Source organism: Afipia sp. GW821-FHT04G03 (assembly GCF_059419985.1).
This window is the reverse complement of sequence record NZ_JBWKSV010000005.1, coordinates 172561-198882: the sequence shown is the minus strand read 5'-3', so window position 1 is coordinate 198882 and position 26322 is coordinate 172561. Positions and strand designations below refer to the sequence as shown.

General features: G+C 62.5%; 28 protein-coding genes and 1 tRNA gene. 17 read left to right on the top strand and 12 right to left on the bottom strand.

The window, feature by feature from the left end; all coding sequences use genetic code 11:
* Positions 1-71 precede the first annotated feature (71 nt).
* Complete coding sequence (locus AC07UB_RS22625; RefSeq protein ID WP_494654995.1) at positions 72-2630, top strand: bifunctional diguanylate cyclase/phosphodiesterase; 2559 nt, start codon at positions 72-74, stop codon at positions 2628-2630.
* A gap of 18 nt (positions 2631-2648) precedes the next feature.
* On the opposite strand, the gene AC07UB_RS22620 is transcribed toward AC07UB_RS22625, so the two are convergent.
* The 6 genes from AC07UB_RS22620 to AC07UB_RS22595 all read right to left on the bottom strand — a co-directional run bounded on the left by AC07UB_RS22620 (position 2649) and on the right by AC07UB_RS22595 (position 8309).
* Positions 2649-3425, bottom strand: coding sequence for an NAD(P)H-dependent oxidoreductase (locus AC07UB_RS22620; protein ID WP_494654993.1), 777 nt, complete (start codon positions 3423-3425; stop codon positions 2649-2651).
* A 1-nt stretch (position 3426) separates the two neighbouring features.
* Positions 3427-4179, bottom strand: a complete 753-nt coding sequence (locus AC07UB_RS22615) for an SDR family oxidoreductase (RefSeq protein ID WP_492790083.1) — start codon at positions 4177-4179, stop codon at positions 3427-3429.
* A 66-nt stretch (positions 4180-4245) separates the two neighbouring features.
* Positions 4246-4992, bottom strand: coding sequence for a proteasome-type protease (locus AC07UB_RS22610; RefSeq protein WP_492790082.1), 747 nt, complete (start codon positions 4990-4992; stop codon positions 4246-4248).
* An 86-nt stretch (positions 4993-5078) separates the two neighbouring features.
* Positions 5079-5903: a transglutaminase family protein gene (locus AC07UB_RS22605; protein WP_492790081.1), complete on the bottom strand. Its 825-nt coding sequence runs from the start codon at positions 5901-5903 to the stop codon at positions 5079-5081.
* Positions 5904-5945: 42 nt separating this feature from the next.
* Positions 5946-6890 carry an alpha-E domain-containing protein gene (locus AC07UB_RS22600; RefSeq protein ID WP_492790080.1) on the bottom strand — a complete coding sequence of 315 codons (945 nt, stop codon included), beginning with the start codon at positions 6888-6890 and terminating at the stop codon, positions 5946-5948.
* 3 nt (positions 6891-6893) lie between these two features.
* The gene (locus AC07UB_RS22595) at positions 6894-8309 is read right to left on the bottom strand and encodes a circularly permuted type 2 ATP-grasp protein (protein ID WP_494654989.1); all 1416 of its coding nucleotides are present in this window, start codon (positions 8307-8309) and stop codon (positions 6894-6896) included.
* Positions 8310-8549: 240 nt separating this feature from the next.
* Here AC07UB_RS22595 and AC07UB_RS22590 point away from each other — a divergent pair, with 240 nt between their 5' ends.
* Positions 8550-9287, top strand: coding sequence for a competence/damage-inducible protein A (locus AC07UB_RS22590; RefSeq protein WP_494654987.1), 738 nt, complete (start codon positions 8550-8552; stop codon positions 9285-9287).
* Positions 9284-9793 (top strand): xanthine phosphoribosyltransferase, encoded by a 510-nt coding sequence (gpt, locus tag AC07UB_RS22585; RefSeq protein ID WP_492790077.1) that lies wholly within the window; start codon positions 9284-9286, stop codon positions 9791-9793. Before AC07UB_RS22590 ends, gpt begins: the two co-directional genes overlap by 4 nt.
* 166 nt (positions 9794-9959) lie before the next feature.
* On the opposite strand, the gene AC07UB_RS22580 is transcribed toward gpt, so the two are convergent.
* Positions 9960-10982 (bottom strand): methionine synthase, encoded by a 1023-nt coding sequence (locus tag AC07UB_RS22580; RefSeq protein ID WP_494654985.1) that lies wholly within the window; start codon positions 10980-10982, stop codon positions 9960-9962.
* A gap of 153 nt (positions 10983-11135) precedes the next feature.
* Here AC07UB_RS22580 and AC07UB_RS22575 point away from each other — a divergent pair, with 153 nt between their 5' ends.
* The 4 genes from AC07UB_RS22575 to AC07UB_RS22560 all read left to right on the top strand — a co-directional run bounded on the left by AC07UB_RS22575 (position 11136) and on the right by AC07UB_RS22560 (position 15599).
* Complete coding sequence (locus AC07UB_RS22575) at positions 11136-11831, top strand: glutathione binding-like protein (RefSeq protein WP_492790075.1); 696 nt, start codon at positions 11136-11138, stop codon at positions 11829-11831.
* An 18-nt stretch (positions 11832-11849) separates the two neighbouring features.
* A complete protein-coding gene (locus tag AC07UB_RS22570; RefSeq protein ID WP_494654983.1) occupies positions 11850-12467 on the top strand; it encodes a 2-hydroxychromene-2-carboxylate isomerase in 618 nt (205 codons plus the stop codon).
* Positions 12467-13441 (top strand): NADPH:quinone oxidoreductase family protein, encoded by a 975-nt coding sequence (locus tag AC07UB_RS22565; RefSeq protein WP_492790073.1) that lies wholly within the window; start codon positions 12467-12469, stop codon positions 13439-13441. Before AC07UB_RS22570 ends, AC07UB_RS22565 begins: the two co-directional genes overlap by 1 nt.
* A 112-nt stretch (positions 13442-13553) precedes the next feature.
* On the top strand, positions 13554-15599 hold the full coding sequence (locus tag AC07UB_RS22560; RefSeq protein ID WP_492790072.1) for a methyl-accepting chemotaxis protein: 2046 nt from the start codon (positions 13554-13556) through the stop codon (positions 15597-15599).
* Between the two features lie 6 nt (positions 15600-15605).
* Here AC07UB_RS22560 and AC07UB_RS22555 read toward each other — a convergent pair whose 3' ends face one another.
* Positions 15606-16502 (bottom strand): crotonase/enoyl-CoA hydratase family protein, encoded by an 897-nt coding sequence (locus AC07UB_RS22555; RefSeq protein WP_492790071.1) that lies wholly within the window; start codon positions 16500-16502, stop codon positions 15606-15608.
* Positions 16503-16742: 240 nt separating this feature from the next.
* On the opposite strand from AC07UB_RS22555, the gene AC07UB_RS22550 reads away from it, so the two are divergent.
* On the top strand, positions 16743-17240 hold the full coding sequence (locus AC07UB_RS22550; protein WP_492790070.1) for a cyclic nucleotide-binding domain-containing protein: 498 nt from the start codon (positions 16743-16745) through the stop codon (positions 17238-17240).
* On the opposite strand, the gene AC07UB_RS22545 is transcribed toward AC07UB_RS22550, so the two are convergent.
* The gene (locus tag AC07UB_RS22545; RefSeq protein ID WP_492790069.1) at positions 17167-18006 is read right to left on the bottom strand and encodes a metallophosphoesterase family protein; all 840 of its coding nucleotides are present in this window, start codon (positions 18004-18006) and stop codon (positions 17167-17169) included. The two genes, AC07UB_RS22550 and AC07UB_RS22545, sit on opposite strands and share 74 nt — an antisense overlap.
* A gap of 320 nt (positions 18007-18326) precedes the next feature.
* On the opposite strand from AC07UB_RS22545, the gene AC07UB_RS22540 reads away from it, so the two are divergent.
* The 3 genes from AC07UB_RS22540 (at position 18327) to AC07UB_RS22530 (ending at position 19181) form a co-directional block, all read left to right on the top strand.
* A tRNA-Leu gene (locus AC07UB_RS22540) sits at positions 18327-18413 on the top strand.
* 37 nt (positions 18414-18450) lie between these two features.
* Positions 18451-18657 carry a hypothetical protein gene (locus AC07UB_RS22535; RefSeq protein ID WP_492790068.1) on the top strand — a complete coding sequence of 69 codons (207 nt, stop codon included), beginning with the start codon at positions 18451-18453 and terminating at the stop codon, positions 18655-18657.
* Positions 18658-18749: 92 nt separating this feature from the next.
* The gene (locus AC07UB_RS22530) at positions 18750-19181 is read left to right on the top strand and encodes a hypothetical protein (RefSeq protein WP_492790067.1); all 432 of its coding nucleotides are present in this window, start codon (positions 18750-18752) and stop codon (positions 19179-19181) included.
* Positions 19182-19190: 9 nt separating this feature from the next.
* Here AC07UB_RS22530 and AC07UB_RS22525 read toward each other — a convergent pair whose 3' ends face one another.
* Positions 19191-20384 (bottom strand): FAD-dependent monooxygenase, encoded by a 1194-nt coding sequence (locus AC07UB_RS22525; protein WP_494654979.1) that lies wholly within the window; start codon positions 20382-20384, stop codon positions 19191-19193.
* Positions 20385-20390: 6 nt separating this feature from the next.
* On the bottom strand, positions 20391-20636 hold the full coding sequence (locus AC07UB_RS22520) for a zinc-finger domain-containing protein (RefSeq protein WP_019196414.1): 246 nt from the start codon (positions 20634-20636) through the stop codon (positions 20391-20393).
* Positions 20637-20929: 293 nt separating this feature from the next.
* Here AC07UB_RS22520 and AC07UB_RS22515 point away from each other — a divergent pair, with 293 nt between their 5' ends.
* The 4 genes from AC07UB_RS22515 (at position 20930) to AC07UB_RS22500 (ending at position 24193) form a co-directional block, all read left to right on the top strand.
* Positions 20930-22063 (top strand): hypothetical protein, encoded by a 1134-nt coding sequence (locus AC07UB_RS22515; protein WP_494654976.1) that lies wholly within the window; start codon positions 20930-20932, stop codon positions 22061-22063.
* 95 nt (positions 22064-22158) lie between these two features.
* Entirely contained in the window at positions 22159-22914 is a 756-nt protein-coding gene (locus AC07UB_RS22510) for an alpha/beta fold hydrolase (protein WP_494654975.1), read from the top strand.
* A 134-nt stretch (positions 22915-23048) separates the two neighbouring features.
* Positions 23049-23873, top strand: a complete 825-nt coding sequence (gene cysE, locus AC07UB_RS22505; protein ID WP_494654973.1) for a serine O-acetyltransferase — start codon at positions 23049-23051, stop codon at positions 23871-23873.
* 101 nt (positions 23874-23974) lie between these two features.
* Positions 23975-24193 carry a DUF3126 family protein gene (locus AC07UB_RS22500; RefSeq protein ID WP_492790062.1) on the top strand — a complete coding sequence of 73 codons (219 nt, stop codon included), beginning with the start codon at positions 23975-23977 and terminating at the stop codon, positions 24191-24193.
* 2 nt (positions 24194-24195) lie between these two features.
* Here AC07UB_RS22500 and AC07UB_RS22495 read toward each other — a convergent pair whose 3' ends face one another.
* Positions 24196-24897, bottom strand: coding sequence for a hypothetical protein (locus AC07UB_RS22495; protein ID WP_494654971.1), 702 nt, complete (start codon positions 24895-24897; stop codon positions 24196-24198).
* 284 nt (positions 24898-25181) lie between these two features.
* Between AC07UB_RS22495 and AC07UB_RS22490 the strand changes: the two genes are divergently transcribed.
* Both AC07UB_RS22490 and AC07UB_RS22485 read left to right on the top strand, forming a co-directional pair.
* Complete coding sequence (locus AC07UB_RS22490) at positions 25182-25511, top strand: DUF6949 family protein (RefSeq protein ID WP_494654969.1); 330 nt, start codon at positions 25182-25184, stop codon at positions 25509-25511.
* 67 nt (positions 25512-25578) lie between these two features.
* Positions 25579-26109: a gamma carbonic anhydrase family protein gene (locus tag AC07UB_RS22485; protein ID WP_492790059.1), complete on the top strand. Its 531-nt coding sequence runs from the start codon at positions 25579-25581 to the stop codon at positions 26107-26109.
* Positions 26110-26322: the final 213 nt, after the last annotated feature.

The window sequence follows — 26322 nt, the reverse complement described above, 5'->3', positions numbered from 1 at the left end:
AGTTGCATTTCGTTAGCAAGAAGGAATATCCGATCGGATAAACCATCAGGGACAAACGTGAGCAGAACGCCATGTTCCGCATTTTAACGTGCGTTACTGATGAGCATGATTGGCGGCTGATTATGCTGGCCGGGCTCGTCTGCTTCATTGCCAGCGTTGTCGCCGTCAACATTTTCCATCGTGCGGTCGCATCCCCGGCAAGGACGCGGTTGATCTGGATTGCAATTGCCGGCGCCGTCTTCGGATACGGAGTCTGGGCGACGCATTTTATCGCAATGCTCGCTTATGAGCCCGGCGTTTCAACCGGATACGGCGTCGCTCTGACGGCATTGTCGCTCGCGGCGGCGATAGTGCTCACCTTCTGCGGTCTGGGCTTTGCCGCAAGCGATCCCGGCCGGTGGCGCGCGCCGGTCGGCGGCGCGATTGTGGGCGCCGGCATTGCCAGCATGCACTATCTTGGAATGTGGGCCCTCGAAGTGCCCGGACGGGTGGTCTGGTCCATGGACCTCGTCCTCACGTCCATCGCGCTCGGGTTGTTCTTCGGTTATGCCGCGCTGCTGATTGCAGTGCGCCGCAGCGACAGATGGGGAACGCTTCTCGCCGCGGTTTTCCTGACACTTGCAATTGTCTCCCATCATTTCACGGCGATGGGTGCGGTGGAAATTGTGCCCGATCCGACACGGGCGCCCGATGCGCTGTCTCTTTCTCCCGCCGTGCTTGCCCTGGCAATTGCCGGAGTCGCTCTGTCCGTGCTCGGCATGAGTTTCGTCGGGGTGCTGGCCGACCGCCGCCTCGTCACCCGAACGCGCAAGCTGGAAGAAATCATCAACCAGCTTTCGCTCGCTCAACAGCAGATCGAAGATTCACAAGGAGAACTGCAGGCGCAGAAATTCAGGCTGGATACAGCCATCAACAACATGGGCGAGGGCCTGTGTATGTTCGATGGTGACAAGAAACTGGTCATCAGTAACGATCGTTATGCGGAAATGTATCGATTGCCGCCGGAGCTTTTGCAGGCGGGAACGCCGCATCACAAGATCATCGAACATCGCATTGCAAGCGGCATCCTCAAAGGTGAGACCAGCGAAAGCGCCGCAACCCAATGGATATCGACCTTGAGCGCATTGCCGCGGGACGAAGTGTCGAGCCGGATCGACGAACTCATGGATGGCCGCTTGATCTGCGTCACGCGGCAGCCCATGGCCGGCGGCGGCTGGGTCGCCACACATCTCGACGTTACCGAACAGCGGCGGTCAGAAGCCAGGGTCACCCACATGGCGCAGCACGATGCGCTGACCGATCTGCCAAATCGCGTGTTGCTTCGAGAGCGGCTGGAGCAGGCCCTCGCCGTCACGCGCAGGGGAGGGCCGCACCTGGCGGTGCTCATGCTCGATCTCGACCGCTTCAAGGAAATCAACGATACGCTCGGACATCCGGCAGGCGATACCCTGCTGCAGGCTGTCGCGGCGCGCCTGCGCGTCTGCATCAGGAATACGGCCTTGATCGCTCGGCTGGGGGGCGATGAGTTCGCCGTTATCGAGCACATGCAAAATCCGGTTGCCGAAGCCGCAGCGCTTGCCGAGCGGATCAAGCAGGTGCTGTCCGAACCCTTCGACCTTGGCGACCATCAGGTGACCACCGGCACGAGCATTGGCATTGCCGTCGCGCCGACTGACGGCATCGATTCCGACCAGATTCTGAAGAATGCGGATCTTGCACTCTATCGCGCGAAAAGCAGCGGACGCGGCACGTTCCATTTCTTCGAGCCGGAGCTGGACCAGCTCATGCATGCCCGGAAAAATCTCGAGCGCGACATGCGTCATGCGCTCGTCAGCGGAGAATTCGAACTCCACTATCAACCGTTTGTCGATCTGAAGAGCGGCGACATCTGCGGTGTGGAAGCGCTATTGCGCTGGCATCATCCTGAACGCGGACTGGTTTCGCCGGCCGATTTCATCCCGCTTGCGGAAGAAACAGGTCTCATCGTGCCGATCGGGGAGTGGGTTATCAACGCGGCATGCGCCGAAGCCGCCAGATGGCCCGTCGATCTCAAGATAGCGGTCAACCTGTCGCCCGCCCAGTTCAGGAGCAAGGAATTGGTGCCGATGGTCGTCCGCGCGCTGGCGACATCGGGGATTGCGCCGCAACGGCTTGAACTCGAGGTGACCGAGACGGTCATCATGCACGATAGCGAAGCCGTATGCGCGGCTCTTGGCCAGTTGCATCAGCTGGGTGTGCGAATTGCCCTGGACGACTTTGGAACGGGCTATTCGTCGTTGAGCTTTCTCCAAAAATTTCCCTTCGACAAAATCAAGATCGACCGCAGCTTCGTCAATGAACTGCTGGGAGCGAAGACGGAGTCGCGCCTGATTGCTCGCGCGGTGGTCCGGTTCGCGGTCAGCCTGGGCAAGACGACGACAGCCGAGGGAGTCGAAACGAAGGAGCAACTGGATATCCTGCGCGAAGAGGCCTGCACCGAGATGCAGGGCTATTACTTCAGCAGACCGAAGAGCGCCTCTGAAATCGCGCTCATGATACAGGCGCAGGCTAAAACACCGGCGAACGCGAGTATCCCGGATCAACCCGCCGAAGATAAGCGCCGGGTGCGGGCGCGTGCCGGCCGCCGATGACGGTGCAGCGTTCCGCCCTTACTCAAGCGGCAGTTGCGGCTTGCGGCGAATGAAGGGAGAGTAGACCGGCGCCTCGGGTTTGATCCGGCCGTCGCTTCCCCAATGCGCCATCTGGTTGAACGGGATCGCCGGAATTTTCTCAACTGCTGAGAGCGTTGTCGCAAAATCGCTGCTGATCGCCTTCAGGCGCGCTTCGATCTCGACGGGATCGGAGTAACGCAGCCCGGCTTCGACGCCATAGGCAACGAATGGTTCGAGGACGGAGTATCCGCCATACGCGAGGGAGAAGTTGATCGGCCACAGCAGCAGGTCGATGTCGCCGCTGCGTCCGTTATAGGCATAGGTGTCTTCGCTGGTGCCGACCGTCACCGACAGCATCGCCTTCTTGCCGACAAACCGGCCGTTCTCGAAACGCTTCTTGCTGGTGTAGACGTCGCCGTAAATGAAAACGCGGTCGAACCATCCCTTCAATATCGCGGGCGGCAGGTGCCACCACATCGGATATTGCAGGATCAGGAGGTCCGCCTGATCGAGCCGCGCGATTTCGTCGGCAACGTCAGGCGGGATTGTTTGCGTTGCGGAGGCGTGGCGCTGTTCGGATTGCACGTCGAAGCGGCTGCGATCCAGCGGCGCCGGGTAGTGCTCCGGGCGCTCGCAGGGATCGAACCCCATCTGGTAAAGGTCCGAGACGGTGACCGACCAGCCGTTCCGTTCAAGCGCCTCCCGGCCGGTTGCGGCCAGGTGCGCATTGTACGATTTCGGCTCGGGATGAGCGACGACGATATGTGCGCGCAAGCTATCCTCGCCCGACGAACGGCATCTTGGTCGCCATGATGTTGAGGAACAGCGCGTTGGCGTCGAGCGAGCGTGTCGCCATGAACACGATGGCGTCGGCGACGTTCTGAACGTCCATGCGCGGCTCGACCATCTTGTCGCCGCGCGGCTGCAACACGCCGCCGGTCATGCGCTCGGTCATTTCCGTCGCGGCGTTGCCGATGTCGATCTGGCCGCAGGCGATGTCGTAGGCGCGGCCGTCGAGTGCGGTAGCGCGGGTGAGGCCCGAGATCGCGTGCTTGGTCGAGGTGTAGGGCGAGGAGAACGGCCGCGGCGCATAGGCCGAGATCGATCCGTTGTTGATGATGCGTCCGCCGCGCGGCGTCTGGTCCTTCATGATGCGGAAGGCGTGCTGCGTGCAGAGGAACGGCGCGGTGAGGTTGGTGGCCACCGTGGTCTGCCACTGCTCGAGGCTGAGGTCTTCCAGCGGCACGGGCGGCGTGCCGACGCCCGCGTTGTTGAACAGCACATCGAGGCGGCCGAACACCTCCATGGTCTTGGCGAACAATGCGCCGATCGCCGCCGGATCGGTCATGTCGCTCGGCACCACGAGGCTTTTGCCGAATTCCTTGCCGGCTTTCGCGGTGTCTTCGAGCGCGTCCTTGCGCCGCCCCGCCAGCACCAGCGAGAAACCGGCCTTCATCAGCGCCAGCGCGCTGGCGCGTCCGATTCCCGAACCGGCGCCGGTGACGATTGCGACTTTAAGTGCGGACATGCGTTTCTCCCTTTTTAATGCCGCGGTTATTGCGTGCGGCTTGTTTTCGCTTTGCGTGTGGTGGTCTCAGGTTTTGTTGGTGTAAGGCGGGCGCGGGATGCTCTGATGCGCAGCGCGCAAGGCGGCGGACCAGCGGGAGCGCAGATCGTGGAAGTATGGTTCGCCGGCTTCGATGCGGTAATCCAGTTCGGCGTCGCAGACGTCGGGGCGTACCGTCAGGATATCGATCGGCATTCCGACGCCGAGATTGGAGCGCATGGTCGAATCCATCGACACCAGCGCAACCTTGAGCGCGTCGGAGAGGTCGACGTCATAGGAGATCGCGCGGTCGAGCACCGGCTTGCCGTATTTGTGTTCGCCGATTTGCAGATAAGGCGTGTCGGTGGTGCATTCGATGAAGTTCCCGGCGGTGTAGATCATGAACAGCCGCATCCGCGCGCCTTTGATCTGGCCGCCGAACAGGAAGGAAATATCGAAATTGATGTCCTCGGCGCGCAGCGCGCTGTCTTCGAGCGAGTGGACGGTGCGGATGGCGCGGCCGATCCGCTGCGCCGCCTGAAACATGGTCGGCGCATTCATCAGCGTTTCGACTTCGCCGGTCTCGGGATTCTCAAGCCCCTCGTTGAGCGTCGAGATGACCGACTGCGTAAGGGCGAGATTGCCGGCGGTGGCGATCGCCATGATGCGGTCGCCGGGCTTTTTGAAGATGTGAAGCTTGCGGAAGGTCGAAATGTTATCGAGACCCGCATTGGTGCGGGTGTCGGCCATCATCACGAGGCCGTCACGAACCAGAATTCCGCAGCAATAGGTCATAAGCCCAACTCTCCACCGCGCTTTTCTACGCGGCGGAGGGGGGCGGGGCAACCGGGGCAATACCGTTCAATTTGACGGGAATAACCTCAGGACTGGCTTTGTCGCCCGGCCTGATCGACCCTGACGGCGACTTCGAGGATTTCCTTGCCGCCGCCGTAGCGCGTGCCGCGAACGGGCGCGGCGCTGAGATAGTCGAGGCCGACCGCAATCCGGACATGGGCGTCGGTGGTGCAGACCGCGTTGGTGGCGTCGAAACCGACCCAGCCGAGTTTTTCGACATAGGCTTCCGCCCATGCATGTCCCGCATCCTGTGCGACCATGCCGTCGGAGCGCAGCAGATGTCCCGACACATAGCGGGCAGGAATCCCGGCGTTGCGCGCGCAGGCGATAAAGATATGCGCATAATCCTGACAGACGCCGCGCCTGAGCGCGAAGGCTTCCGCCGCCGAGGTCCCCGAACTGGTCGGGTCGGTATCGAACGTCATGTGCTCGTTGATCTGGAGCAGCAGCGCGTGGAGGAATCCCAGCGTGTCGCCGCCGGCCTCGAGGCGCAGATCGCCGGCGAACTTCGCCATCGCGGCGTTGACCTCGGTCAGCGGCGTCGCGCGCAGGAACAGGCTCGGCGGAAAACGCTCTGATGTGCCGCGCAGCACACCGCCGGTGTCGTGGGTTTCGATCAGCCCCTCGACATTGATGGTGAGGTCCGCAAGCGGGCCATGGGTCAGCACATGGGTGATGTTGCCAAACGCATCCTCGTGGACGTCCAGCCGGGAATCCGTGGACACGTCGATCTGCCAGTTGGCGACGTATTGCCCGTCATGACTGCCCGGCGTCATGCGCAGAATCTGGATCACGCCGCTGGCCGGCGGCTCGTAGCGGTAGGTCGTCTTGTGAGCGATCTTCAGGCGCATTGCGGACTCAAAAGTCGTCTGAGCTCCACCATAAAGGCCAGCTCAGATCAGGTATTGCTTCGAGATGGTATCGCCCAGCCGCGCGTTGTCCGCAATGAATTCCTGAATGAATTCGTGCAGGCCGCGCTGGAACAAATCATCCATGTTGCTGTGTTCGAGCCGGTTGCGGACGCCGCGGGCGTGACGTTGCGCTGCGCCCTGACGGCCATAGGCGACGCCGATCTGATCGAGATTGCGCACCAGATTGCCGTAGCAACTCGCGAGCGAGCGCGGCAGCGATTCATTGAGAATGAGAAGGTCCGCGATCAGCCACGGCTTCAAAGTCTCGCGATAGACCCAGTGATAGGCCGTAAGTGCCGAGACCGAGCGCAGGATGGAGGTCCACTGATAATAATCGAGCGGGCCGCCGACATGTTCTTCTTCCGGCAGCAGCACGTGGTATTTCACATCGAGAATACGCGCGGTGTTGTCCGCACGCTCCACATGCAGGCCAAGCCGCGAGAACCAGTAGGCGTCATTGCGCAGCATGGTCCGGTAGGCGGAGCCGTCAAAGCGCAGCGACGTTTCCTGAACGAAGCGGAGAAATTTGGTCAGGTCTTCGCGCGTTTTCGCGCCGTTCGGCCAGCGCGCATGCAGTTCGATCCACGCGCTGTTGATGGTGTCCCACATCTCGCTGGTCAGCGCGGTGCGCACCGAGCGTGAATTCAGCCGCGCGTTCTCGATGCAGTTGCGGATCGAGGAGGGGTTGTCGAGCGAGAACGACAGGAAGTCGACGACGGTGCGCTCGTTGGCCTCGTCGTGAAACTGATAGAATGTGTCCTCGATGCCGGCGGTCAGCAGCGCGGATTCCCATTCGTTGCTCTTGCCGACATAGGCGTCCGGCAGCGCGGTGGCGCGCAGCGTCGCCTCGATGGTGCGCGCGAGGTATTCGGCGCGTTCGACGTAACGGGCCAGCCAGTAGAGACTTTCTGCGGTGCGCGACAGCATGCGTTACTCGAGTATCCAGGTGTCTTTGGTGCCGCCGCCCTGGCTGGAATTGACGACCAGCGAGCCTTCCTTCAGCGCGACGCGGGTGAGACCGCCGGGCACGACGGTAACGTGATCCCTGCCGGTCAGCACGAACGGCCGCAGGTCGACGTGACGCGGCGCCAGGCCCGAGGCTGTGCAGGTCGGACATGTCGAGAGCGCCAGCGTCGGCTGGGCGATGAAGCCTTCCGGCTCTTTGATCAGTTTCGCGCGGAAGGATTCGATCATGTCCTTGGTGGAAGCGGGGCCGATCAGCATTCCGTAGCCGCCCGAGCCGTGAACTTCCTTGACCACGAGGTCTTTCAGGTTGTCGAGCACGTAGGCGAGATCTTTCGGCTCGCGGCAGCGGAATGTCGGCACGTTCTTCAGGATCGGCTCTTCGCCGAGATAGAATTTCACGATGTCCGGCATGTAGCTGTAGACCGCCTTGTCGTCGGCGATGCCGGTGCCGACGGCGTTGGCGAGCGTGATGTTGCCGGCCATGTAGGCCGACATCAGGCCCGGAACGCCGAGCACCGAGTCGGGACGGAAGGTGAGGGGATCGAGAAAATCGTCGTCGACGCGGCGATAGATCACGTCGACGCGCTTCAGGCCCTCGGTGGTGCGCATGAACACTTCGTCGTTCTTGACGATGAGGTCGCGGCCCTCGACCAGTTCGACGCCGAGCTTGTCGGCCAGAAATGAATGTTCGTAATAGGCCGAGTTGTAGATGCCGGGCGTCAGCAGCGCCACGGTCGCCTCGGCTTTCGAGGTCAGCGGGGCCACCGAGCGCAGCGCGGCCAGCAATTCGTCCGGATAATTCTCCACCGGCGCCACGCGATGCCGCGCGAACAGGTCCGGAAACAGCCGCATCATGATTTCGCGGTTTTCCAGCATGTAGGACACGCCGGATGGCGTGCGCGCGTTGTCCTCGAGCACATAGAAGTTGTCGGCGTCGACGCGGACGATGTCGATGCCGGCGATATGGACGTAGACGTCGTGCGGGACGTCCTGGCCGTTCATCTCGGGCCGGAAGACCGGGTTCTGGAAAATCAGGTCGTCGGGGACGATCTTGGCGCGGAGGATATCGCGGCCATGATAGATGTCGCTCAGGAACATGTTGAGCGCCTTGACGCGCTGCTTCAGTCCCTTTTCCAGCGTCGTCCATTCCTTGCCGGACAAAATCCTCGGGATCACGTCGAAGGGGATCAGCCGTTCGGTCGACTCGGCCTCGCCATAGACGGCGAAGGTGATGCCGATCCGCCGGAACAGCAGCTCCGCTTCCTGACGCCGGTATTCCAGCGCGTCCGGAGGGGTCTCCTTCAGCCAGAGGGAGAGCTCCTGATAGGCTGAGCGAAGATCGCCGCCTAGCCCATTCATTTCATCGAAGGCAACTGCCATAAACCGTGATGCTTCTTTCAGACAGTGGCGGCAGGAAACCGCCCTTCAAAGTGATGGTAGCAAGGCTTGGGCCAGCGGGATATGCATTGCCGGCGGGCAATTGGCGCGACCTTGCGTTGATCTGCCTGAAAAACGGGCGGGCGGATGCTCAGTGATGCGGCAAAAGCTCGTGACTTCAATGTGTTGGATGCGCCAAAGTTCCCGGACGTACTCAGCGCCGGACGGATTTAGGAGAAGAAGATGAGCGACATCGTCACCGCCGGCATTCTGGTGATCGGCGACGAGATCCTGTCCGGGCGTACCAAGGACAAGAACATCGGCTTCATCGCCGAATACCTGACCAACATCGGCATCGACCTCAAGGAAGTGCGTGTCGTCGCCGACGACGAGGACGTCATTATCTATGCGCTGGATGCGCTGCGCGAACGCTACACGTATGTCTTTACGACCGGCGGCATCGGGCCGACCCACGACGACATCACCGCGGATGCAGTGGCGAAGGCGTTCGGCGTCAAGATCGATCACCATCCCGAGGTGGTTGCCCGCTTCCAGGAGCGCTTCGGCGCGGACCTGAACGAGGCGCGGTTGCGGATGGCGCGGATTCCCGACGGAGCCGAACTGATCTCGAGTGCGACCATCCTCGCGCCCGGCTTCAAGATCGGAAATGTCATCGTGATGGCCGGCGTGCCGTCCATCATGCAGGCGATGATGGACATCGTCGCACCGAAGCTGAAGTCCGGCGTCCGGATGCTGTCGGAGTCGGTGCGGGCCAACGCGCGGGAAGGCGACATCGGCGGACCGCTGCGCGCCATTCAGGAAGCCAATCCCGACACCAGCATCGGCAGTTATCCGTTCATGGATGAGAACAGCATGCCGAACACGAACATCGTGGTTCGCTCGCGCGATGCCGACAAGCTGCGCGCGGCGATGACCGAGGTCGAGGCCATGCTGGCAGGCCTGAAGGTCGCCAAACCATGACGAGTGACGAAAGCGCGCCGAAGCCGTTTCCGGTGTCGTGGGACCAGTTTCACCGCGACGCGCGGGCGCTGGCGTGGCGGCTGAACGGCGCGGGGCCGTTTCACGCCATGGTGGCGGTGACGCGCGGCGGTCTGGTGCCGGCGGCGATCGTCGCCCGCGAAATCGGCATCCGCGTGATCGATACGCTGTGCGTGTCGAGCTACAACCACACCTCGCAGGTCGGGGAGCCGACCGTGCTGAAGGGAATTTCCGACGCAGTGGCGCGTCTCGGCGGCGGCACCGGCAAGGGATTGCTGGTGGTCGAGGATCTTGTCGATACCGGCAAGACCGCGCGCATTGTGCGCGATCTGGTGCCGGACGCGCACATCGCCGCCGTCTACGCCAAGCCGATGGGCAAGCCCATGGTCGATACCTTCATCACGGAAGTGTCGCAGGACACCTGGATTTTCTTTCCGTGGGACACCGGGCTGTCGTATCTGCCGCCGATCCGGGATGGGGCGGCGTAGGCGAAAAGTAGAGGCGCGATGCGTCTCCATACTCGACCCGGTGATCCACGCCTTCCGTATGATCCCTAAGACGTGGATGGCCGGGTCATAGGCGAGCGAAGCGACGCCGTCCTTCAGACGGCTATGCCCGGCCATGACGATCTGAGAATTTGCGCGATCGCCGCTTTTACCCCAACCGCTCTCTTGCCAGCTTCGCGCCCGCGCCGAGTGCGCGCAGCTTGGCTTCGGCGATGTCGCGGCGCATTGGGGCCATGCCGCAATTCGTCGTCGCGACGATATTTTCCTTCGGCACAAATTTCATCACGGCCTCGATGGTCTTCACCACATCGTCCGGCGTCTCGATGGCATCATTGGCGACGTCGATCACGCCGGCCTGCACGATCTTGCCCTTGAGCAGCGCCAGCAGTTCCAACGGCACATGCGAGTTGCGGCATTCGATGGCGACCTGTTGGATCGGGCTCGCATCGATGGCCGGAAAAATCTTCTCGTATTGCCGCCACTCCGCGCCGAGGGATTCCTTCCAGTCGATATTCGCCTGAATGCCGTAGCCGTAGCAGATGTGAACGGCGGTCTGGCAGGTCAGGCCCTTGGCCGCACGGGTCAGCGCCTCGATGCCCCAGTCGTTCACTTCATCGAGGAAGACGTTGAAGGCTGGTTCGTCGAACTGGATCATGTCGACGCCGTCGGCCTGCAGCGCTTTTGCTTCAGCGTTGAGAAGGTCCGCGAAGGCGAACGCCATCTTGACGCGGTCGCCGTAATAACTGTCGGCGAGGGTGTCGATGATGGTCATCGGGCCGGGGAGCGTGAACTTCAGCTTGCGCGTGGTATGCGCCCGCGCGGCGCGCGCTTCGTCGGCGTGAACACGGCCCTTGAGGTTCAGCGGCGCGGTCACCTGCGGCACCATTGCCTTGTAGCGATCCTTGCGGATTCCCATCTCGACCTTGTGGGCGAAATCGATGCCCTCGACGCGCTCGAGAAATCCGTGCACGAAATGCTGGCGGGCCTGTTCGCCCTCGGTGACGATGTCGATGCCGGCGTCTTCCTGAACCTTCACCGCGAGCAACGTCGCGTCGCGCTTGGCGTTGACCAGTTCAGCACCCTGGGATTTCCAGGGAGCCCACAGCTTGTTGGGTTCGGCCAGCCATTCGGGTTTCGGTAGCGAACCGGCGATCGTCGTTTGAAACAGCATGGACGTTTCCTGTTATTATTGTTGCACGCTTATCTGCCATGCCGGGGCCATGGCATACAAGCTGTTCGCGCTTGCGGGATGGAATGTGATCGGAAGCGCGGTTAGGATCGCGCCTCGTCATTTCGTCTAAGCCCACTCTTTCGCGGACATCTCATGATCGAGCTTTATTACGCGCCGACACCCAACGGGTGGAAAATCTCGATCATGCTGGAGGAACTGGGGCTGCCTTACACGGTGTTCCCGGTGAACATCCGCACCGGCGATCAGTTCAAGCCTGAATTCCTCGCGATCAGTCCGAACAACCGCATTCCGGCGATCATCGACCGTGCGCCCGCCGACGGTGGGGAGGCAATTCCGATGTTCGAAACCGGCGCGATCCTGATTTACCTCGCGGAGAAAACCGGGCGCTTTCTGCCGGCCGACGTGCGCGGCCGGTTCAAGGTGATCCAGTGGCTGATGTGGCAGATGGGCGGCCTCGGCCCGATGCTCGGTCAGCACGGGCACTTCGCGCTCTATTCGATCGAAAAGATTCCCTACGCCATTCAGCGCTACCGCGACGAAGCCGCGCGGCTTTACGCCGTGCTCGACCGGCAGCTCGGCAAGACCGGCGCGTATGTCGCGGGCGACGACTACTCCATCGCCGACATCGCCTGTTTCCCGTGGACCATGACCCACAAGGCGCAGGGCTTCACCCTCGACGACTATCCGAACATCAAGCGCTGGTACGCGGTGGTGCGTGCGCGGCCGGAAGTGCAGAAGGGCCTTGCCGTCGGCAAGTTCGACAAGACGCCGTTCACCGACGAGCAGCGCAAGAACATGTTCGGCACGGCCGCGCAGCAGGCACAATAACAAACAGGAAACGTCATCATGATCGAGTTCTTCTTCGACTGCTCCAGTCCGTGGACGTATCTGGCGTTCACCAACATCCAGCCGCTTGCGAAGGAGCTCGGCGCGGAGATCACCTGGCGGCCGATTCTGGTCGGCGGCATCTTCAACACCGTGAACAACACGATGTACGAGACGCGCGCCAATCCGGTCCCGGCCAAGCAGGCCTACACGGCGAAGGACATGGCGGACTGGGCGCGGATGGCGGGCATCAGGATCAAGATGCCGCCGACGGTGTTCCCGGTGAACGCGGTGAAGTCGATGCGCGGCTGCATCTGGGTGCAGCAGCAGAGTGCTGACAAGCTGGTGCCGTTCGCAACGGCGGTGTTCGAATCCTACTGGGGCGACGATCAGGATATTTCCAAGGACGAGGTGCTTGCGAAAATCTGCGAGCGCGTCGGCATCGATCCCGCGAAGTTTGCCGCCGGCATCGGCGAGCAGCCGATCAAGGATCAGCTCAAGGCCAACACCGATGAAGCAATTGCACGCGGCGCGTTCGGTTCTCCGACGATCTATCTCGACAAGACCGACATGTATTTTGGCAACGACCGCCTGCCGCTGATCCGCGACGCGCTGATGCGGAAGAAGACAGCCGCATAATGTCACGCGCCGTCGTCTGCCGCGAACTCGGTCCGCCGGAAGGCCTGCGGCTTGAGACTATCACCTCCGCTCCGCTTGCATCGGGGCGGGTGCGTGTCGCGATCCATGCGGCGGGGATCAATTTCCCCGACATCCTGATGGCGGCGGGAGAGTATCAGTTCAAACCGCCGCTGCCGTTCACGCCGGGCATGGAAGCGGCGGGCGAGGTGGTCGAGACCTCCGGCGTCGATGGCGTGCGCGTCGGCGACCGCGTGATCGTGAAGGCGCGGCTTGGCTGCTACGCCGATGAAATCGTGGTCGCGCCGGACCAGCTTCTGCCGCTGCCTTCCACCTTCGATTTCATGCAGGGCGCGACATTCCTCGCGGCGCACGGCACCGCGTATCATGCGTTGCACGATCGCGCGCAAATCAAACAGGGCGAGGTTCTGCTTGTGCATGGCGCGGGCGGCGGCGTCGGGCTCGCCGCCGTCGAACTCGGCAAGGTGGCCGGTGCGACGGTCATTGCGTGCGCGTCGAGCGAAGAAAAACTTGAAGTGGCGAAGCAGCGCGGCGCGGATCATGGTGTGCTCTATGGCCGCGAGCCGTTCAAGGATACCGTCAAGCGCATCACCGAGGGACGCGGCGCCGACGTGGTGTTCGATCCGGTGGGCGGCGCGATCTTCGAGGAGAGCCTGCGCTGCATCGCGTGGGGCGCGCGGCTGCTGGTGATCGGCTTCACCGGCGGCGTCGGTGTGGCGAAAACCAATCTCGTGCTGATCAAGGGCGCCAGCGTGCTCGGCGTACGGGCCGGGGAAGCCGTTCGCATGAATCCCGCGCTCGGCGTGGCACGCCTTGAAGCATTGACGCGGCTTGCCGAGGAGCGCCGCGTCAGCCCTAACATCTCGCACCGCCTCCCGCTGGAGGACTACGCGAAGGCGATGCGCCTGTTGATGGAGCGGAAAGCGATCGGGCGTGTCGCGCTGACGATGCGCTGACTCAATAATGTGCAAGAAGTGCCCAAAAATTGGGCGCTTCTGTCAATCTGCACGTAAATTTCTATTCACTGTTTCAGCATAAAATGGCGAAGCCCAGTTTTTGGAGCGCGCCATGCTCAGTCATATGAAGATTTATCAGCGCCTCGCGGTCGCCGTCGCGTTACCTTTGACATTACTTGTTATTTTCACGGCATATGAATTGTCCCAGAAATGGTCCGCGCGTCAGGCGATGGCTCGCCTCGGCCCCGTGGTGGAGAGCGTCGGGAAGTTGAGCCGGCTGGTCCACGAACTTCAGCGTGAGCGCGGATTGACCTCGGCGCTCCTCAACAGCAAGGGCGCACAAATGCGCGCGGAGCTTTCCGCGCAGCGCAAGCACACCGATGTGGAATTCACCAGCGCATCGCAGGCACTGGCCTCGCTCGACGCGACGGCTTCGCCGAGCCTGCGCGCAGCCTTCGCCAGCGCCCGTGATGCGCTCGGTCAGCTCGACGGAAAGCGTCGGGAGATTGACGATCTGTCGATCGCGCCGTCCGCAGCCATCGGATATCTGACGCAGACCATCGCGTGTCTGACCGCAGCCATCAACGGCTTCGCGGCGTTGAGCGACGACGACGATATATCCAAGGCGATGACCGCCTACGCCAATCTGGTCGAAGGCAAGGAGCGCGCCGGGCAGGAGCGTGCGCTGGTGTCCGGGGGCATTGCGGCCGGACGTTTCGAATTGCCGCTGTTCGCTCGCTCGACCGGTCTTGCTGCCGCACAGGATACCTATTTCTCATCCTATCTCGCGTCATCGCCTGCAGCGGGGCGCGATCTCTTCAAGCGATTCCATGCGGGTCCCGTACTCGACAAGTTTCTCGGCATGCGCAAAACCGTGCTTGAAGGCGGCCTGTCGGGCGACTTCAAAGGCCTGGACGTGAAGTCATGGTTCGATACGTCGACGGCGCGCATTGATCTGCTTAAGTCCGTCGAGGACGGATTTCTTGCCGATCTCGCGGCAATGGCCGGTGCCAAGCAAGCCCAGGCGTCGCAGTCGCTGGCAATCCTCGGCGCTCTCGTTGCCGCCGGTCTGCTGGCGGGGCTAGCCGTGGTCTTCGTCATGTCGCGCAGCATCACGACGCCGCTGCGCAGACTGACTCATGTCATGAAGAGCCTGTCCGACGGCGATACGTCCGTGGAAGTTGTCGGTGTGACACGTGGGGACGAAATCGGAGTCATGGCGCGGACCGTCGACTTCTTCCGCACCAGCCTGATCCGGAACGGCGAACTGATCGCCGGGGAGGCGCAGGCCGTCAATGAGCGCGCTGCCCGCGCCACCCGTATCACTGGACTGACGGACCGCTTTGCGGCCCATGCAGCCACATCACTCTCGGCCATGACGGCGGCTTCAGGTCAGCTGCAATCCACCGCGGCCGCCATGAGTGCCGCGGCAGATGAAACCAGTCATCAGGCCGGCGTCGTGGCTTCCGCGACGGAGCAGGCTTCGGCCAATGTGCAGACCATCGCAGTCGCGACCGAAGAACTGAGCAGTTCGGTTTCGGAAATCGGACGGCAAATGACGGAATCCACGCGGATCGCCCAAAAGGCCGTGGCCGAAGCAGGCCGCTCCCATGACATTGTGCAATCCTTGGCGTCGGGTGCGCAGCGCATCGGCGATGTGGTGAGACTGATCAGCGAGATCGCCAGCCAGACCAATCTGCTGGCGCTGAACGCAACCATCGAAGCGGCGCGGGCGGGCGAGGCCGGTCGCGGCTTTGCGGTGGTCGCTTCCGAGGTGAAATCGCTGGCGGCCCAGACCGCGAAGGCGACCGATGATATCGGCGCGCAGGTTGCCGCGATCCAGCAAACGTCTGACGAGGTGGTTGCCGTGATCGGTGCCATTGGCGCCACCATCAGCGAGATCAACGAGATCGCCGCGTCGATCGCCGGCGCAGTGGAAGAGCAGTCAGCGGCGACACAGGAGATCGCGCGGAACGTTCAGCACACTGCACAGGGGGCGCAGGAAATCTCCGACAACATCGCAGGCGTCACTGGCTTGGCGAGCGAGACCGGGACAGCTTCGGGACAGGTATTGTCGGCGTCGCGCGATGTCGCGAACCAGTCCCAGGCCATGCGGTTGCAGGTCGAGGAGTTCATTCGCGACATCAAGGCAGCCTAGGCGGGCTTACTTGTATTCCCGCTCGGTCCACCACGGGAAATACGACGGCATGTCTTTCGACACGGTCTGTGTGAATTTCGCCGGGCGCTTTTCGAGGAACGACATCACGCCTTCGCGCACGTCAGCGGACTGGCCGCGCGAATAGATGCCGCGGCTGTCGACCTTGTGCGCTTCCATCGGATCGTCCGCGCCGAGCATGCGCCACATCTGCTGACGGATCAGCGCGATCGACACCGGCGCGGTATTCTCCACGATCTCGCGCGCCATCGCGCGGGCGGCGGGGAGCAGGTCGTCCGGCGGCAGCACCTTGCTGACAAGACGACCGGCGAGCGCTTCCTGCGCCGGAAACACGCGGCCCGAATAGCACCATTCCAGCGCCTGCGAGATGCCGACAAGGCGCGGCAGGAACCAGCTCGACGCGGCCTCCGGCACGATGCCGCGCCGCGCGAACACGAAGCCGAACCGCGCGTTTTCCGACGCAAGACGAATGTCCATTGCGAGCTGCATGGTGACGCCGATGCCGACCGCAGCACCATTGATCGCGCCGATCACCGGCTTAAGGCACTTGAAGATGCGCAGCGTTACGCGGCCGCCGCCATCGCGCACCGCGTCGTCGCTCCATTCGACTTCACCATTGGGACGGAGCGGCGCGGTCTTGCGGTCGGGACGGGCCGCACGGTCGAACGTCGCGCCGCCTTCGGAGAGATCCGCGCCGGCGCAGAACGCGCGCCCCGCGCCGGTGACGATGATGGCGCGAACGTTGTCGTCGGCGTCCGCGGCATCGAAGGCCGCGATCAATTCGTTCATCATGACATGCGTGAACGCATTCATCTTGTCCGGACGGTTCAGCGTGATGGTGAGGATGTTATCCTGAATCTCATACTTGATCTGTTCGTAGGCCATCGCCGCATTCCCTCCCGCTGGTGTTCTTTTGTTAATGCCGTTTGAACGGCCATCCTGGTGATCCGGTTCTGACATTCGTATGATATCCTTCGCAGGCACTTTTACGAATGTCAGAACCGGATGCGGGACACTAGCGCGTCTGTGGAAGTGCTGGCAATTTGCGCAGGCGGGACGCAACTATGCGATGGACGTTTTCGGCGTCCAGCCCTAGCCTTTGTGACGTTCAACGCGGAGATCGGTATGCGCGCAGTCCTCGAGCATTGCACCGGAGGGCAGGAGATGTTTCTTGCCGCGGAAGAACTGCTAATCAAGGAAGGCGAGACCACCGGTCGGCTTTACGTTCTGCTCAACGGTCGGCTCGATGTCCTTAAAGGTGAGACCGTCGTCGCCACGGTGACGCAGCCCGGCGCCATTCTCGGCGAAATGTCCGTGCTCCTGGGACAACCGCATACCGCCACGGTGCGCGCTTTCGCAAGCTCGACGGTCTACCAGTTCGATGACGCAGCCGCCTTCCTGCGCACGCAGCCAGCGGTCGCGCTTCTGGTCGCTCAGCTTCTTGCTCACCGGCTCAATGCCGCGACGACTTATCTCGCCGACATCAAACGCCAATACGCCGATCACGGAAATCATCTGGCGATGGTCGGCGATGTCCTTGAAAGTCTCGTCAACTTGTCTCCGGGCGCGGCGTTGCCGGGATCGGACCGCCAGCCTGAGCGGCTGCCTGACTCGCGGCTATAAGCCAGTCCGGGAAGGCGGCGATAGTGTCCGCGGGCCGGTGCAGCGGCTGGCCGAGATCGATCGACTGTTCGCCCGCCGCCGAGAACCAGTAGGCTTTCTCATTGTCCAGATCGAGGATGATATGCGCGGGTGGGCGTCCGAACTGCTGGCCGACATTGAAGAGCCATGTGTCGCCGAGCCGGTCGAACCATGAGCCATCCTTGACGAACGGCGACTGGTGAACGTGGCCGGACAGAACGATGTCGGGCTGGTAGATCCTGATCCACTGAACGAGTTCGTCGTCGCCGTAATAGCGCGCGCCGCCCCAGCTTGTCGGCGAGTTCGCGGCGGGCGCATGATGAATCCAGATCCATCTGTCATGTTGCGGTTCTGCGGCGCGTTGAAGCTGCTTGCCGATCCGCTCCCTGACGCGCGGACCGTCCCACCATGGGCAGATGGTGAAGAGCGTCTCGCCGATGGTGAGGCTGTCGCCGTCATGAGCGATCCCGAGCCCGCCGATATCGCCGATCCATCGCGAGATTTTCTCGCCCGTTTCGTCGCGGTCGTCGAGATCATGGTTGCCGGAGCACAGGATGATCTTCGTGATTTCCGACAGCCGGGCGAGGTATTTCCGTACGACGACGATCTGGGCGTGGAAATCGACGACCGATCCGATGTCCAGCGCATCGCCCGCGATGATCACGACGTCGAAATGCGGAGCGGCGCTGAGCAGCCAGTCGAACTGGGGCAGGGAATAATGCAGATCGGCGACCACAAGGCAGCGCATAGTTCATCGCCCTTCGATCTGCAATGCGGAAAAATCCAAAAATAATTCGTGTCGCGATATGCCGGCATTTGAACAGCCAATCAGCGCCGAAGCAATCGATGGCGAGGAAATTCCGTCACTCTATTTCATCGCAGGATTGCGAGTTTGCCCTGCTATGCCTATGTTTTTTGCATTGGGTGGCGTCGCGAACGGGTCTGTCGCGCGCCGCGATGTCCGTATCCAACGGGCGTCATCTGTCGCCGTGATCGCCCAGCGCGGGCGACATTCCGGTCTTAACCGGGCTTTCGGCTCAGCCCGGCGCGGTGCTACAACCCGCCCGCGCGGACGTGGCGGAATTGGTAGACGCAAGGGACTTAAAATCCCTCGATGGCAACGTCGTGCGGGTTCGATTCCCGCCGTCCGCACCAGGACAAACGAATCGCGCTGCCGGCTGAAGGACAGGACATGGACAAGAAGGCATTGCGCGAAGAGACCGAACGCCTTGTTCGCGAGGCGATGGAGCGGAAGGCTCTCGTCGTGAAGCAGGGCAATACGCGCATCGAGGCGACGTGCGGAAAGTGCGGCAAGGCCAATCGCGTTTCGGCAGAGAAGGGCGCCACCCGCGTCAAGTTCGTCTGCAAGGAATGCGGCCAGAAACAGGAAACGCTGTGAATCGTCATGCGGCCCCGCCGTCCGCACCACAAATTCAACACGAAGGCCGTCGACACGATGGTCATGAAATTAAAGTGCATGGAATCGAGCGCATGGCCGTTCGCCTGACACGGTATCGAACGAAGCGCGCGGCATCGCGCGGGCTGCTTGCCGCCGCCTCGCGTCTGGCTGCCGCCGGTGTTCTCGCGGCGAGCGCCGGCGCGTGCGCGGGCGGGGCGTCGTCGAGCCTGTTCGTCGATCCTGCGTCATACGACCTCTACAATTGCCAGCAGCTCGGCACGGCGCGCAGGACGACCGACGCCCGCGTGGTCGAACTTGAAGGCCTGATGGCCAAGGCCGAAACCGGCGCGGCAGGGACGCTCGTTTCAGGTCTTGCCTATCAGACCGAATATCGCGCGAACCGCGCGCGCCGCGATCAGATCGATGAGAAGATCGTCAGCAACAATTGCACGAGTGCCGATCTCGCGCCGCCCCCGGCGGCCGCGCCTCCCGCCGCGCCGCCTGCGCCGAAGCGCCGTCGTTAGGCCACTGACTCAGTTCAAGCGCCAGTCGTAGATCCAGTCCTGCCGCGACAGCAGCCGCGATCCGCCGAGCATTCTGATGACCTGATCGCGTGCGAAGCCGACGGGTCCTGCGAGATGATAGGTCTTGCCGTTTTTGCGCGCGGTGCGCTGTACGCGCGTTGCACGCGGGGCGCGCTGGCTGGCGTACCGGACGAACGCCGCAGACGGATTTCCCGGAGAATCTTCCAGACATTTCGCGATCACGGCCGCATCCTCGATCGCCATGCCGGCGCCCTGGGCGGCGAACGGCAGCATGGCATGTGAGGCATCGCCCAGCAGCGCGATCGGTCCCTTGTTCCATGCACCGCCGTCGCGCATCGCGAACAGCGCCCACTTCCGCCAGCCATCGACTGCGCCGATCATCATGCGCGCAGCGATCGGCCATTGCGGGGCGGAAAAATGATTGGCGATCTCGACGACGTCGCCGGGTTCGCTCCAGCCCGGCCTGTTCCATTTGCCCGACACGATCGCGACCATGTTGATGCGCTTTCCGCCCGACATCGGATAGGCGACGAGGTGCGCGTTGGCGCCCATCCACAGTTGCACGCGATGGGCATTGAATCCGCGCGGCAGTTGCGTGGCATCGACAGTTCCGCGCCATGCGATGCTGCCGGTGAACTGCGGCTGGGCTTCGGGAAAAATCTGATGTCTCACGCTGGACCAGACGCCGTCCGCGCCGATCAGCGCGAGCGCAGGCTCCTGCAGCCGGCTGGCGCCGTTGCGCTGAACGACGGTGACGCCTTTGGGATAGACCGCGACGTCCTCGAACTGCGCGCCGAGCCGCAGATCGATGTCGGGGTGATCTTTCACGCGTGCCACCAGCGCGGATTGCAGGTCGGCGCGGCGCACGATCCAGTAGGGTGCGCCGTAACGCAGCGTGGCGGCTTCGCCGAGCGGGATGCGGCCGATTTCCTTGCCGGTCCGCGCCGTCATGATGTTGATCGAGTCCGGCGCGATCACATGCGGCGCGAGCAGCGGTTCGAGACCGAGATCGATCAGGATGCGGCTGGCGTTGGGTGACAGTTGCAGCCCGGCGCCGGCTTCCTCGAGCCGCTCATTGCGTTCCAGCACGACAACCCGGAAACCGCGTGTGGCCAGCGCGAGCGATGCGGTCAGTCCCCCAATGCCCGCACCAGCGACAACGATGGTGCGTGAATCGGCCACTGAAGGTTAGGCGACCTTGTCTTTCAGGACGCATTCCGGAGGGCGCGCTTCGCCGGCCTTGAGATCGGCGGCGTAGCGATACAGCGTCGAGCAGTACGGGCAGATGATCTCGTTGTCGTCGCCGAGATCGAGGAATACGTGCGGATGGTCGAAAGGCGGATTTGCGCCCACGCACATGAATTCGCGCGAGCCGATTTCGATGATGGCGACGCCCGCATCGTTATGAAAGTGAGGGACGACGTGATCCGCCATAGCAATTCTACCCCAATCCTGGTCTTTGCGCGTCTTTTGCCCATACCCGAGCGCACGCAGCGACGACGCAGTCGCTGCCTGTAGCATACCGAGCGATACGACTTATTCCTAGATTGCGGCGCCGGATTCGTCCAATTCGCCGCATGTGTCAGCATGTGGATTCGACACAATCCTGCCGTGTTGGGAAAGCCCTCCTTTCGTTGGGGAGGTTGTGTCGGAAAAACGGCACACCATGTCATCGGTCGGTCACGGCCTGTCGAACCGGCAGGCTATTCAAGGGTTATCTGTCTGCGATGAAAGCATCCCGGCGCATCGGCCTGGCCCTCGTGGCCACAGTGGTTTCGGCTGCGGCCCTCATGGTGCTGTGGCCGCACGCGCGTGACGCCGCGGCGATCCTGCTGGTCCAGGACGACCCGGCGCAACTCTCGGATATTCAGGTCAATTCTGCCCTGCGAAATAACGACGCGGCCATCGAAAAAGGCGTGGCGCAGGCGCTCGATGCCGATGACGCCGATCTCGCGAAAAGCTTCACTGACCTTGCCAGGGACAAGGGCATTGCCGTGCCGGCCGAGGTCGCCGGGCGGGTGGATGCCGCCGTCGCGGAGGAGAACTCGACCGCCAGCATGGCCCGGCGTTTTGCCACAGGGCTTGTGACCGGCGAGGCTGATGACGTGGCCAGCCTGTCAGGAACGGTCGCCGGCGATCTGTTCGTGTTCGGCGATATCCGCGACGTGGTTCGCGAAGGCAAGCGGCTTGTGATGGGCGAGAATGTCGATCAACTGGTGCTCGGACTTGCAAGTGTGGGTCTGGCGGTCACGGCAGCGACCTACGTGTCCGTCGGCGGCGCAGTCCCGGTGCGGGCTGGGCTCTCGATGGTGAAGGACGCCCGCAAGGTCGGACGGCTCGGTGCGGGGCTGACCGAATGGGCGGGACGTTCGGCGCGCGGCGTGGTCGATGCGCCGATGTTGCAGCAGGCCGTGGCAACGGCCTCGATCGCGCGGCCCGGCCAGACCATCAGCGCGATGAAGGCCGCGTTCAAGGCGGAAAAGGCGGGGGCGCTTGTGCGCCTCGCCAAGGATGTCGGCCGCGTCGGCGAGAAGGCCGGCACCAGAGGCGCGCTCGACGTGCTGCGCATTGCGGACGGACCAAAGGATGTCGCGCGTGCGGCACGGCTTGCGGAGTCCAAGGGCAGCCAGACCTGCGCCATTGTAAAGATACTCGGCCGCGGCGCGCTGCTGCTGACCGCCGGCGCGTTCCATCTCGCATGGTGGGTGTTTGCCGCATTGCTGGCGCTGTTCGGTTTTATCTCGTCGATCAAGGCCACCACGGAACGGCTCACCCTGTCATGGATTCAACGCAGCAAACTCAAGCGAATGCAGCGCGAACTTGCGGCGGCGCAGGCCTCCGCAACAGCGCAGGCTGTCTGACGCATCTGGTCAGGCGCGCTGCGTCCGGATAAACTGCAACTCTCGCGTCACGACCGCTTCGGTCATTATCTCCCTTCTCAACACTGGATATTACGATGCCGAGCTTTCACAACGGCTCCGTTGAAATTGCGTATCTCGACGAAGGCGAGGGCGATCCGATCGTGCTGGTGCACGGCTTTGCATCGACGAAGGACATCAACTGGGTTTATCCCTCGTGGGTCTCGACGTTGACCAAGGCGGGGCGGCGCGTCATCGCTCTGGATAATCGCGGTCACGGTGCGTCGGCGAAACTTTACGATCCTGAGGAATATCACATCGGCACCATGGCCGGTGACGTGCGCGCGCTGATGGATCACCTGAACATCGAACGCGCCGACATGATGGGCTATTCCATGGGCGGGCGTATCACCGCCTATATCGCTCAGCGCTATCCCGAGCGCTTGCGTTCGGCGATCCTCGGCGGTATCGGCATCGGCCTGATCGACGACGAGGGCCGCCCCGGTGAAAATGTTGCGGCGGCGCTGGAGGCGGCGTCGCTGGACGAAGTCACCGATCCGATGGGCCGCATGTTTCGGACCTTTGCAGACCAGACCCGCTCGGATCGCAGAGCGCTGGCGGCGTGCATGCGAGGGTCGCGGCGTCTCATGACCCGAGAGGAAGCCGCATCCATTACCGTTCCGGTGCTGATCGCGGTGGGAACAACCGACGATGTGGCGGGCTCGGCAGCCCGGCTTTCGGAAGTCATTCCGGGGTCGCAAGTGCTTGATATTCCAAACCGCGATCACATGCGCGCGGTGGGCGATCGGGTCTACAAGGATGGGGTGCTGGAATTCCTCGCAGGGCGCTCTTGAGAGGCTGGTAGATAATTATTCTACGGGTGCGGGAGATAATTATTCCAACGTCAACCTTGGTAGCCGTTGCAGCCTTCCTTCCCCCCATTATGTGGTAATATCTCCTCAACGTAAGATCAGCCGGACCCAACCCAATGGCCAAGCATCATCTCGACCCGAAGACGGCGCTCTCGACTGTCGATCCCGTCTGGACCCGAATTCGGGACGAGGCTGAGGACATCGTGAAGCGCGAGCCGGAACTCGCGACCTTTATCTATTCCACCGTGCTGCATCACGACCGGCTCGAGGATGCCGTGGTGCACCGCATCGCGGAACGTCTCGATCACTCGGCGCTGTCCGGCGACCTGATCCGCCAAGCTTATCTCGATGCGATCCGCGGCGATCCCGATTTCGGCAATGCGTTCCGCGCCGATCTGGTCGCCGTATTCGACCGCGATCCCGCGACATCGCGCTTCATCGACCCGCTGCTGTACTTCAAGGGCTTCCACGCCATTCAGGCGCATCGCCTCGCGCACTGGCTCTTCAACAATGGGCGCAAGGATTTCGCCTTCTACATCCAGAGCCGATCCTCCGCGGAATTCCAGACCGACATCAATCCCGCCGCCAGGATCGGGCGCGGCATCTTCCTCGACCACGCCACCGGACTTGTGGTCGGCGAGACTGCGCTGATCGAAGACAACGTCTCCATTCTGCACGGCGTGACGCTCGGCGGAACGGGCAAGGAAAACGAAGACCGGCATCCGAAGATCCGCTACGGCGTCATGATCGGCGCGGGCGCGAAAATTCTCGGCAATATCGAGATCGGACATTGCGCGCGCATCGCGGCAGGTTCGGTCGTGGTCAAGCCGGTGCCGAACAACGTCACGGTTGCGGGCGTGCCGGCGAAGATCGTCGGCGAGGCCGGGTGCGCCGAACCGTCGCGCACCATGAACCAGATGCTCAACGCCATCGGCATCTGATCGGGACGGCGGATCGATCCGGATTAGGCGCGCTAACCTCTAGCGCAGGGCGCGATCCCGCATTAAAGCTGTCGCAAACATCATTCAGTTGGAGAACGCCCGTGGACGTGACCGAAGTCAGGAAGCTCGATGCTTACCTCAAGCGGCTGTTCGGCAACCCCAAAATCCGCGTCGTGCCGCGTCCGAAGAAGGACGATTCCGCCGAGGTCTATATCGGTGAGGAATTCATCGGCGTGCTGTTCGTCGATGACGAGGACGACGACCGGTCGTTCCAGTTCCAGATGGCGATCCTCGAGGGCGACATCGAGGAAGAGGCGTAAGGTCAGCCTCGCGGCGTGCGCATCCGCACGGCGATCTGATCCATCGCGTTCGCGACATCGCGCCACTTCACCAGCCAGGCGCGCGGAAACCGGAAGGTCAGATCCGCGCCCTCGATCCGGCGCTCGCTCAGGCACATGCCGGGCGTCTTGCCGTCGCGCGTACAGCGCGCGATGATTTGCGGACTTCCCGCATACACCAGATCTTCGTTGGCATAGGGCGTGTTGTCGCGGAACGGGCGCGTGCTCAGTCCGTCTTGCAGACTCCCTGAAGTCTGATCGAAGTAACGCGGATAGATCGTCCGCGTGCGGTCGTCCGGCGACAGCGCATCGTGATGCGCGGTGATCGACACGAAGATGCGATCGATGTCGGGAAGGTTATCCTCGACGGTGTCGGCGCTGACATGGCGCGGCGCTTCGGGCGGCTCGAGCGACGGGTAGAGCAGGTTGAGATCGACGCGCTCCTGAGGACCGGTCCGCTTCTGCACCTTCACCCGGATCGCCTTGGTCGGCACGTTGAACAGCGTGTTGCCGATGCTGATCGGCAGGCGCGACGGATCATCGACCTTTTCGACCTCCCAGGTCGGCCACAGCAGATAGGCCACGAGGCCGACGGCGCAGGCGCCGATCGCGGCCATGGCCAGAAGCGGCACGTGATGGCCGCGGCGGGCGTTGCTGCGCGATGATGTCGGAGAGGTCAGAGCCATGAGTCTTTAAGGGCTGTGGGCAGATGACGGGCCTTGCGGGTGGAGCGGGCGGCAACCCGGTCGAATCACCTGCCAATATGCCATGCCCGGCGGATTCCCCCGAAGTTCCGCGCGTTGGCGGGCGTTCATAGCCATGCATCCAGCGTTGAGCGGCGTTCCGGTATTAACCTTTCTTTAAGGATAAAGTGGCGGGCGCGACGGCATTTTGCGATGCGTAAGCACGATCTGGCCGGCTGCGCCGGTCTGTGCCGATGTGTTTCCGCGTGTGTTGAAAGCCCTGTCCGATGTCGCCTGAATCGCTGAATTCCTTCTTCGCTATTCTGATCGGATTTGCGCTCGCCGGCGCGCTGACCAGCGGCTTTCAGGCCTTCGTGCAACGGCCGGCGGGTTTCGGGCTGCTGACGCAGAAGGCGGCGCCGAAGGCATTCGCAGCCGTGCCGTTCCTGGTGTTCGCCGCACCCTTCATCATCATGCGCAACACCGTGCGCGGGCGCTCGATCGAAGGACGCCGGATGGAGTTCGTGGCGATGGCCACGATCATCGCCGGTTTCTGGAGCATGATGTCGGGGACGTTCGTCCTGATGCTGCTGGAAAGCACCGGCGTTATCGCCTGATCCGCGTCCACGCACTCTCGCCAGACTGCATTCTTCCATGGCATGGTCTTCAAAACGGAGACAATGAATGGCGATCTACGAACTTGACGGGCGCGCGCCCGAACTTCCCGCCGATGGACAATACTTCATCGCCGACACCGCGACGGTGATCGGCAATGTGCGCCTGAAGACCAACGCCAGCGTGTGGTTCGGTTCGGTGCTGCGCGGCGACAACGAACTGATCGAGATCGGCGAAGGCTCCAACGTGCAGGACAACTGCACGTTTCACACCGATCCGGGCTTTCCGCTGACCATCGGCAAGAACTGCACCATCGGCCACAACGTGATTCTGCACGGCTGTACCATCGAGGATGGCGCGCTGATCGGCATGGGCGCGATCATCATGAACGGCGCGCGCATCGGCAAGGGGTGCATCGTCGGCGCGGGCGCGGTCATCACCGAAGGCAAGACGTTCGAGGACCGTGCGCTGGTGATCGGCGCCCCGGCGCGCGTCATTCGCACGCTGACGCCCGAGCAGGTCACCGCCATGACGTATGGCGCGCCTCACTACGTCCACAACGGCCAGCGCTTCAAGAAGGGCCTGAAGAAGATCGGGTGAGCGCATCAAGCTGTGATCCGAATCCGTGGAGCCGCCGGAAACCGGTTTCCATTTCAAGGTCTGCTGCGAAATTTTTAGCTGCTGAATTGCAAGCAATCGCGCATTGACGCGACAGCGCGCGCTGGCCATGACCTGCTGCGGTCCGTGGACGGATGTTTGCTGACGGGCGTTTTTCGCCCGTCACCGCACGGAAGCTTCAAAAATCATTCCGAC

Coding starts and splice junctions, on each gene's coding strand:
- AC07UB_RS22625 (WP_494654995.1), top strand. CDS start 72: ATGTTCCGCATTTTAACGTGCGTTACTGATGAGCATGATTGGCGGCTG.
- AC07UB_RS22615 (WP_492790083.1), bottom strand. CDS start 4,179: ATGTCCGCACTTAAAGTCGCAATCGTCACCGGCGCCGGTTCGGGAATC.
- AC07UB_RS22610 (WP_492790082.1), bottom strand. CDS start 4,992: ATGACCTATTGCTGCGGAATTCTGGTTCGTGACGGCCTCGTGATGATG.
- AC07UB_RS22605 (WP_492790081.1), bottom strand. CDS start 5,903: ATGCGCCTGAAGATCGCTCACAAGACGACCTACCGCTACGAGCCGCCG.
- AC07UB_RS22600 (WP_492790080.1), bottom strand. CDS start 6,890: ATGCTGTCGCGCACCGCAGAAAGTCTCTACTGGCTGGCCCGTTACGTC.
- AC07UB_RS22595 (WP_494654989.1), bottom strand. CDS start 8,309: ATGGCAGTTGCCTTCGATGAAATGAATGGGCTAGGCGGCGATCTTCGC.
- AC07UB_RS22590 (WP_494654987.1), top strand. CDS start 8,550: ATGAGCGACATCGTCACCGCCGGCATTCTGGTGATCGGCGACGAGATC.
- gpt (WP_492790077.1), top strand. CDS start 9,284: ATGACGAGTGACGAAAGCGCGCCGAAGCCGTTTCCGGTGTCGTGGGAC.
- AC07UB_RS22580 (WP_494654985.1), bottom strand. CDS start 10,982: ATGCTGTTTCAAACGACGATCGCCGGTTCGCTACCGAAACCCGAATGG.
- AC07UB_RS22575 (WP_492790075.1), top strand. CDS start 11,136: ATGATCGAGCTTTATTACGCGCCGACACCCAACGGGTGGAAAATCTCG.
- AC07UB_RS22570 (WP_494654983.1), top strand. CDS start 11,850: ATGATCGAGTTCTTCTTCGACTGCTCCAGTCCGTGGACGTATCTGGCG.
- AC07UB_RS22565 (WP_492790073.1), top strand. CDS start 12,467: ATGTCACGCGCCGTCGTCTGCCGCGAACTCGGTCCGCCGGAAGGCCTG.
- AC07UB_RS22560 (WP_492790072.1), top strand. CDS start 13,554: ATGCTCAGTCATATGAAGATTTATCAGCGCCTCGCGGTCGCCGTCGCG.
- AC07UB_RS22555 (WP_492790071.1), bottom strand. CDS start 16,502: ATGGCCTACGAACAGATCAAGTATGAGATTCAGGATAACATCCTCACC.
- AC07UB_RS22550 (WP_492790070.1), top strand. CDS start 16,743: ATGCGCGCAGTCCTCGAGCATTGCACCGGAGGGCAGGAGATGTTTCTT.
- AC07UB_RS22545 (WP_492790069.1), bottom strand. CDS start 18,006: ATGCGCTGCCTTGTGGTCGCCGATCTGCATTATTCCCTGCCCCAGTTC.
- AC07UB_RS22535 (WP_492790068.1), top strand. CDS start 18,451: ATGGACAAGAAGGCATTGCGCGAAGAGACCGAACGCCTTGTTCGCGAG.
- AC07UB_RS22530 (WP_492790067.1), top strand. CDS start 18,750: ATGGCCGTTCGCCTGACACGGTATCGAACGAAGCGCGCGGCATCGCGC.
- AC07UB_RS22520 (WP_019196414.1), bottom strand. CDS start 20,636: ATGGCGGATCACGTCGTCCCTCACTTTCATAACGATGCGGGCGTCGCC.
- AC07UB_RS22515 (WP_494654976.1), top strand. CDS start 20,930: ATGAAAGCATCCCGGCGCATCGGCCTGGCCCTCGTGGCCACAGTGGTT.
- AC07UB_RS22510 (WP_494654975.1), top strand. CDS start 22,159: ATGCCGAGCTTTCACAACGGCTCCGTTGAAATTGCGTATCTCGACGAA.
- cysE (WP_494654973.1), top strand. CDS start 23,049: ATGGCCAAGCATCATCTCGACCCGAAGACGGCGCTCTCGACTGTCGAT.
- AC07UB_RS22495 (WP_494654971.1), bottom strand. CDS start 24,897: ATGGCTCTGACCTCTCCGACATCATCGCGCAGCAACGCCCGCCGCGGC.
- AC07UB_RS22490 (WP_494654969.1), top strand. CDS start 25,182: ATGTCGCCTGAATCGCTGAATTCCTTCTTCGCTATTCTGATCGGATTT.
- AC07UB_RS22485 (WP_492790059.1), top strand. CDS start 25,579: ATGGCGATCTACGAACTTGACGGGCGCGCGCCCGAACTTCCCGCCGAT.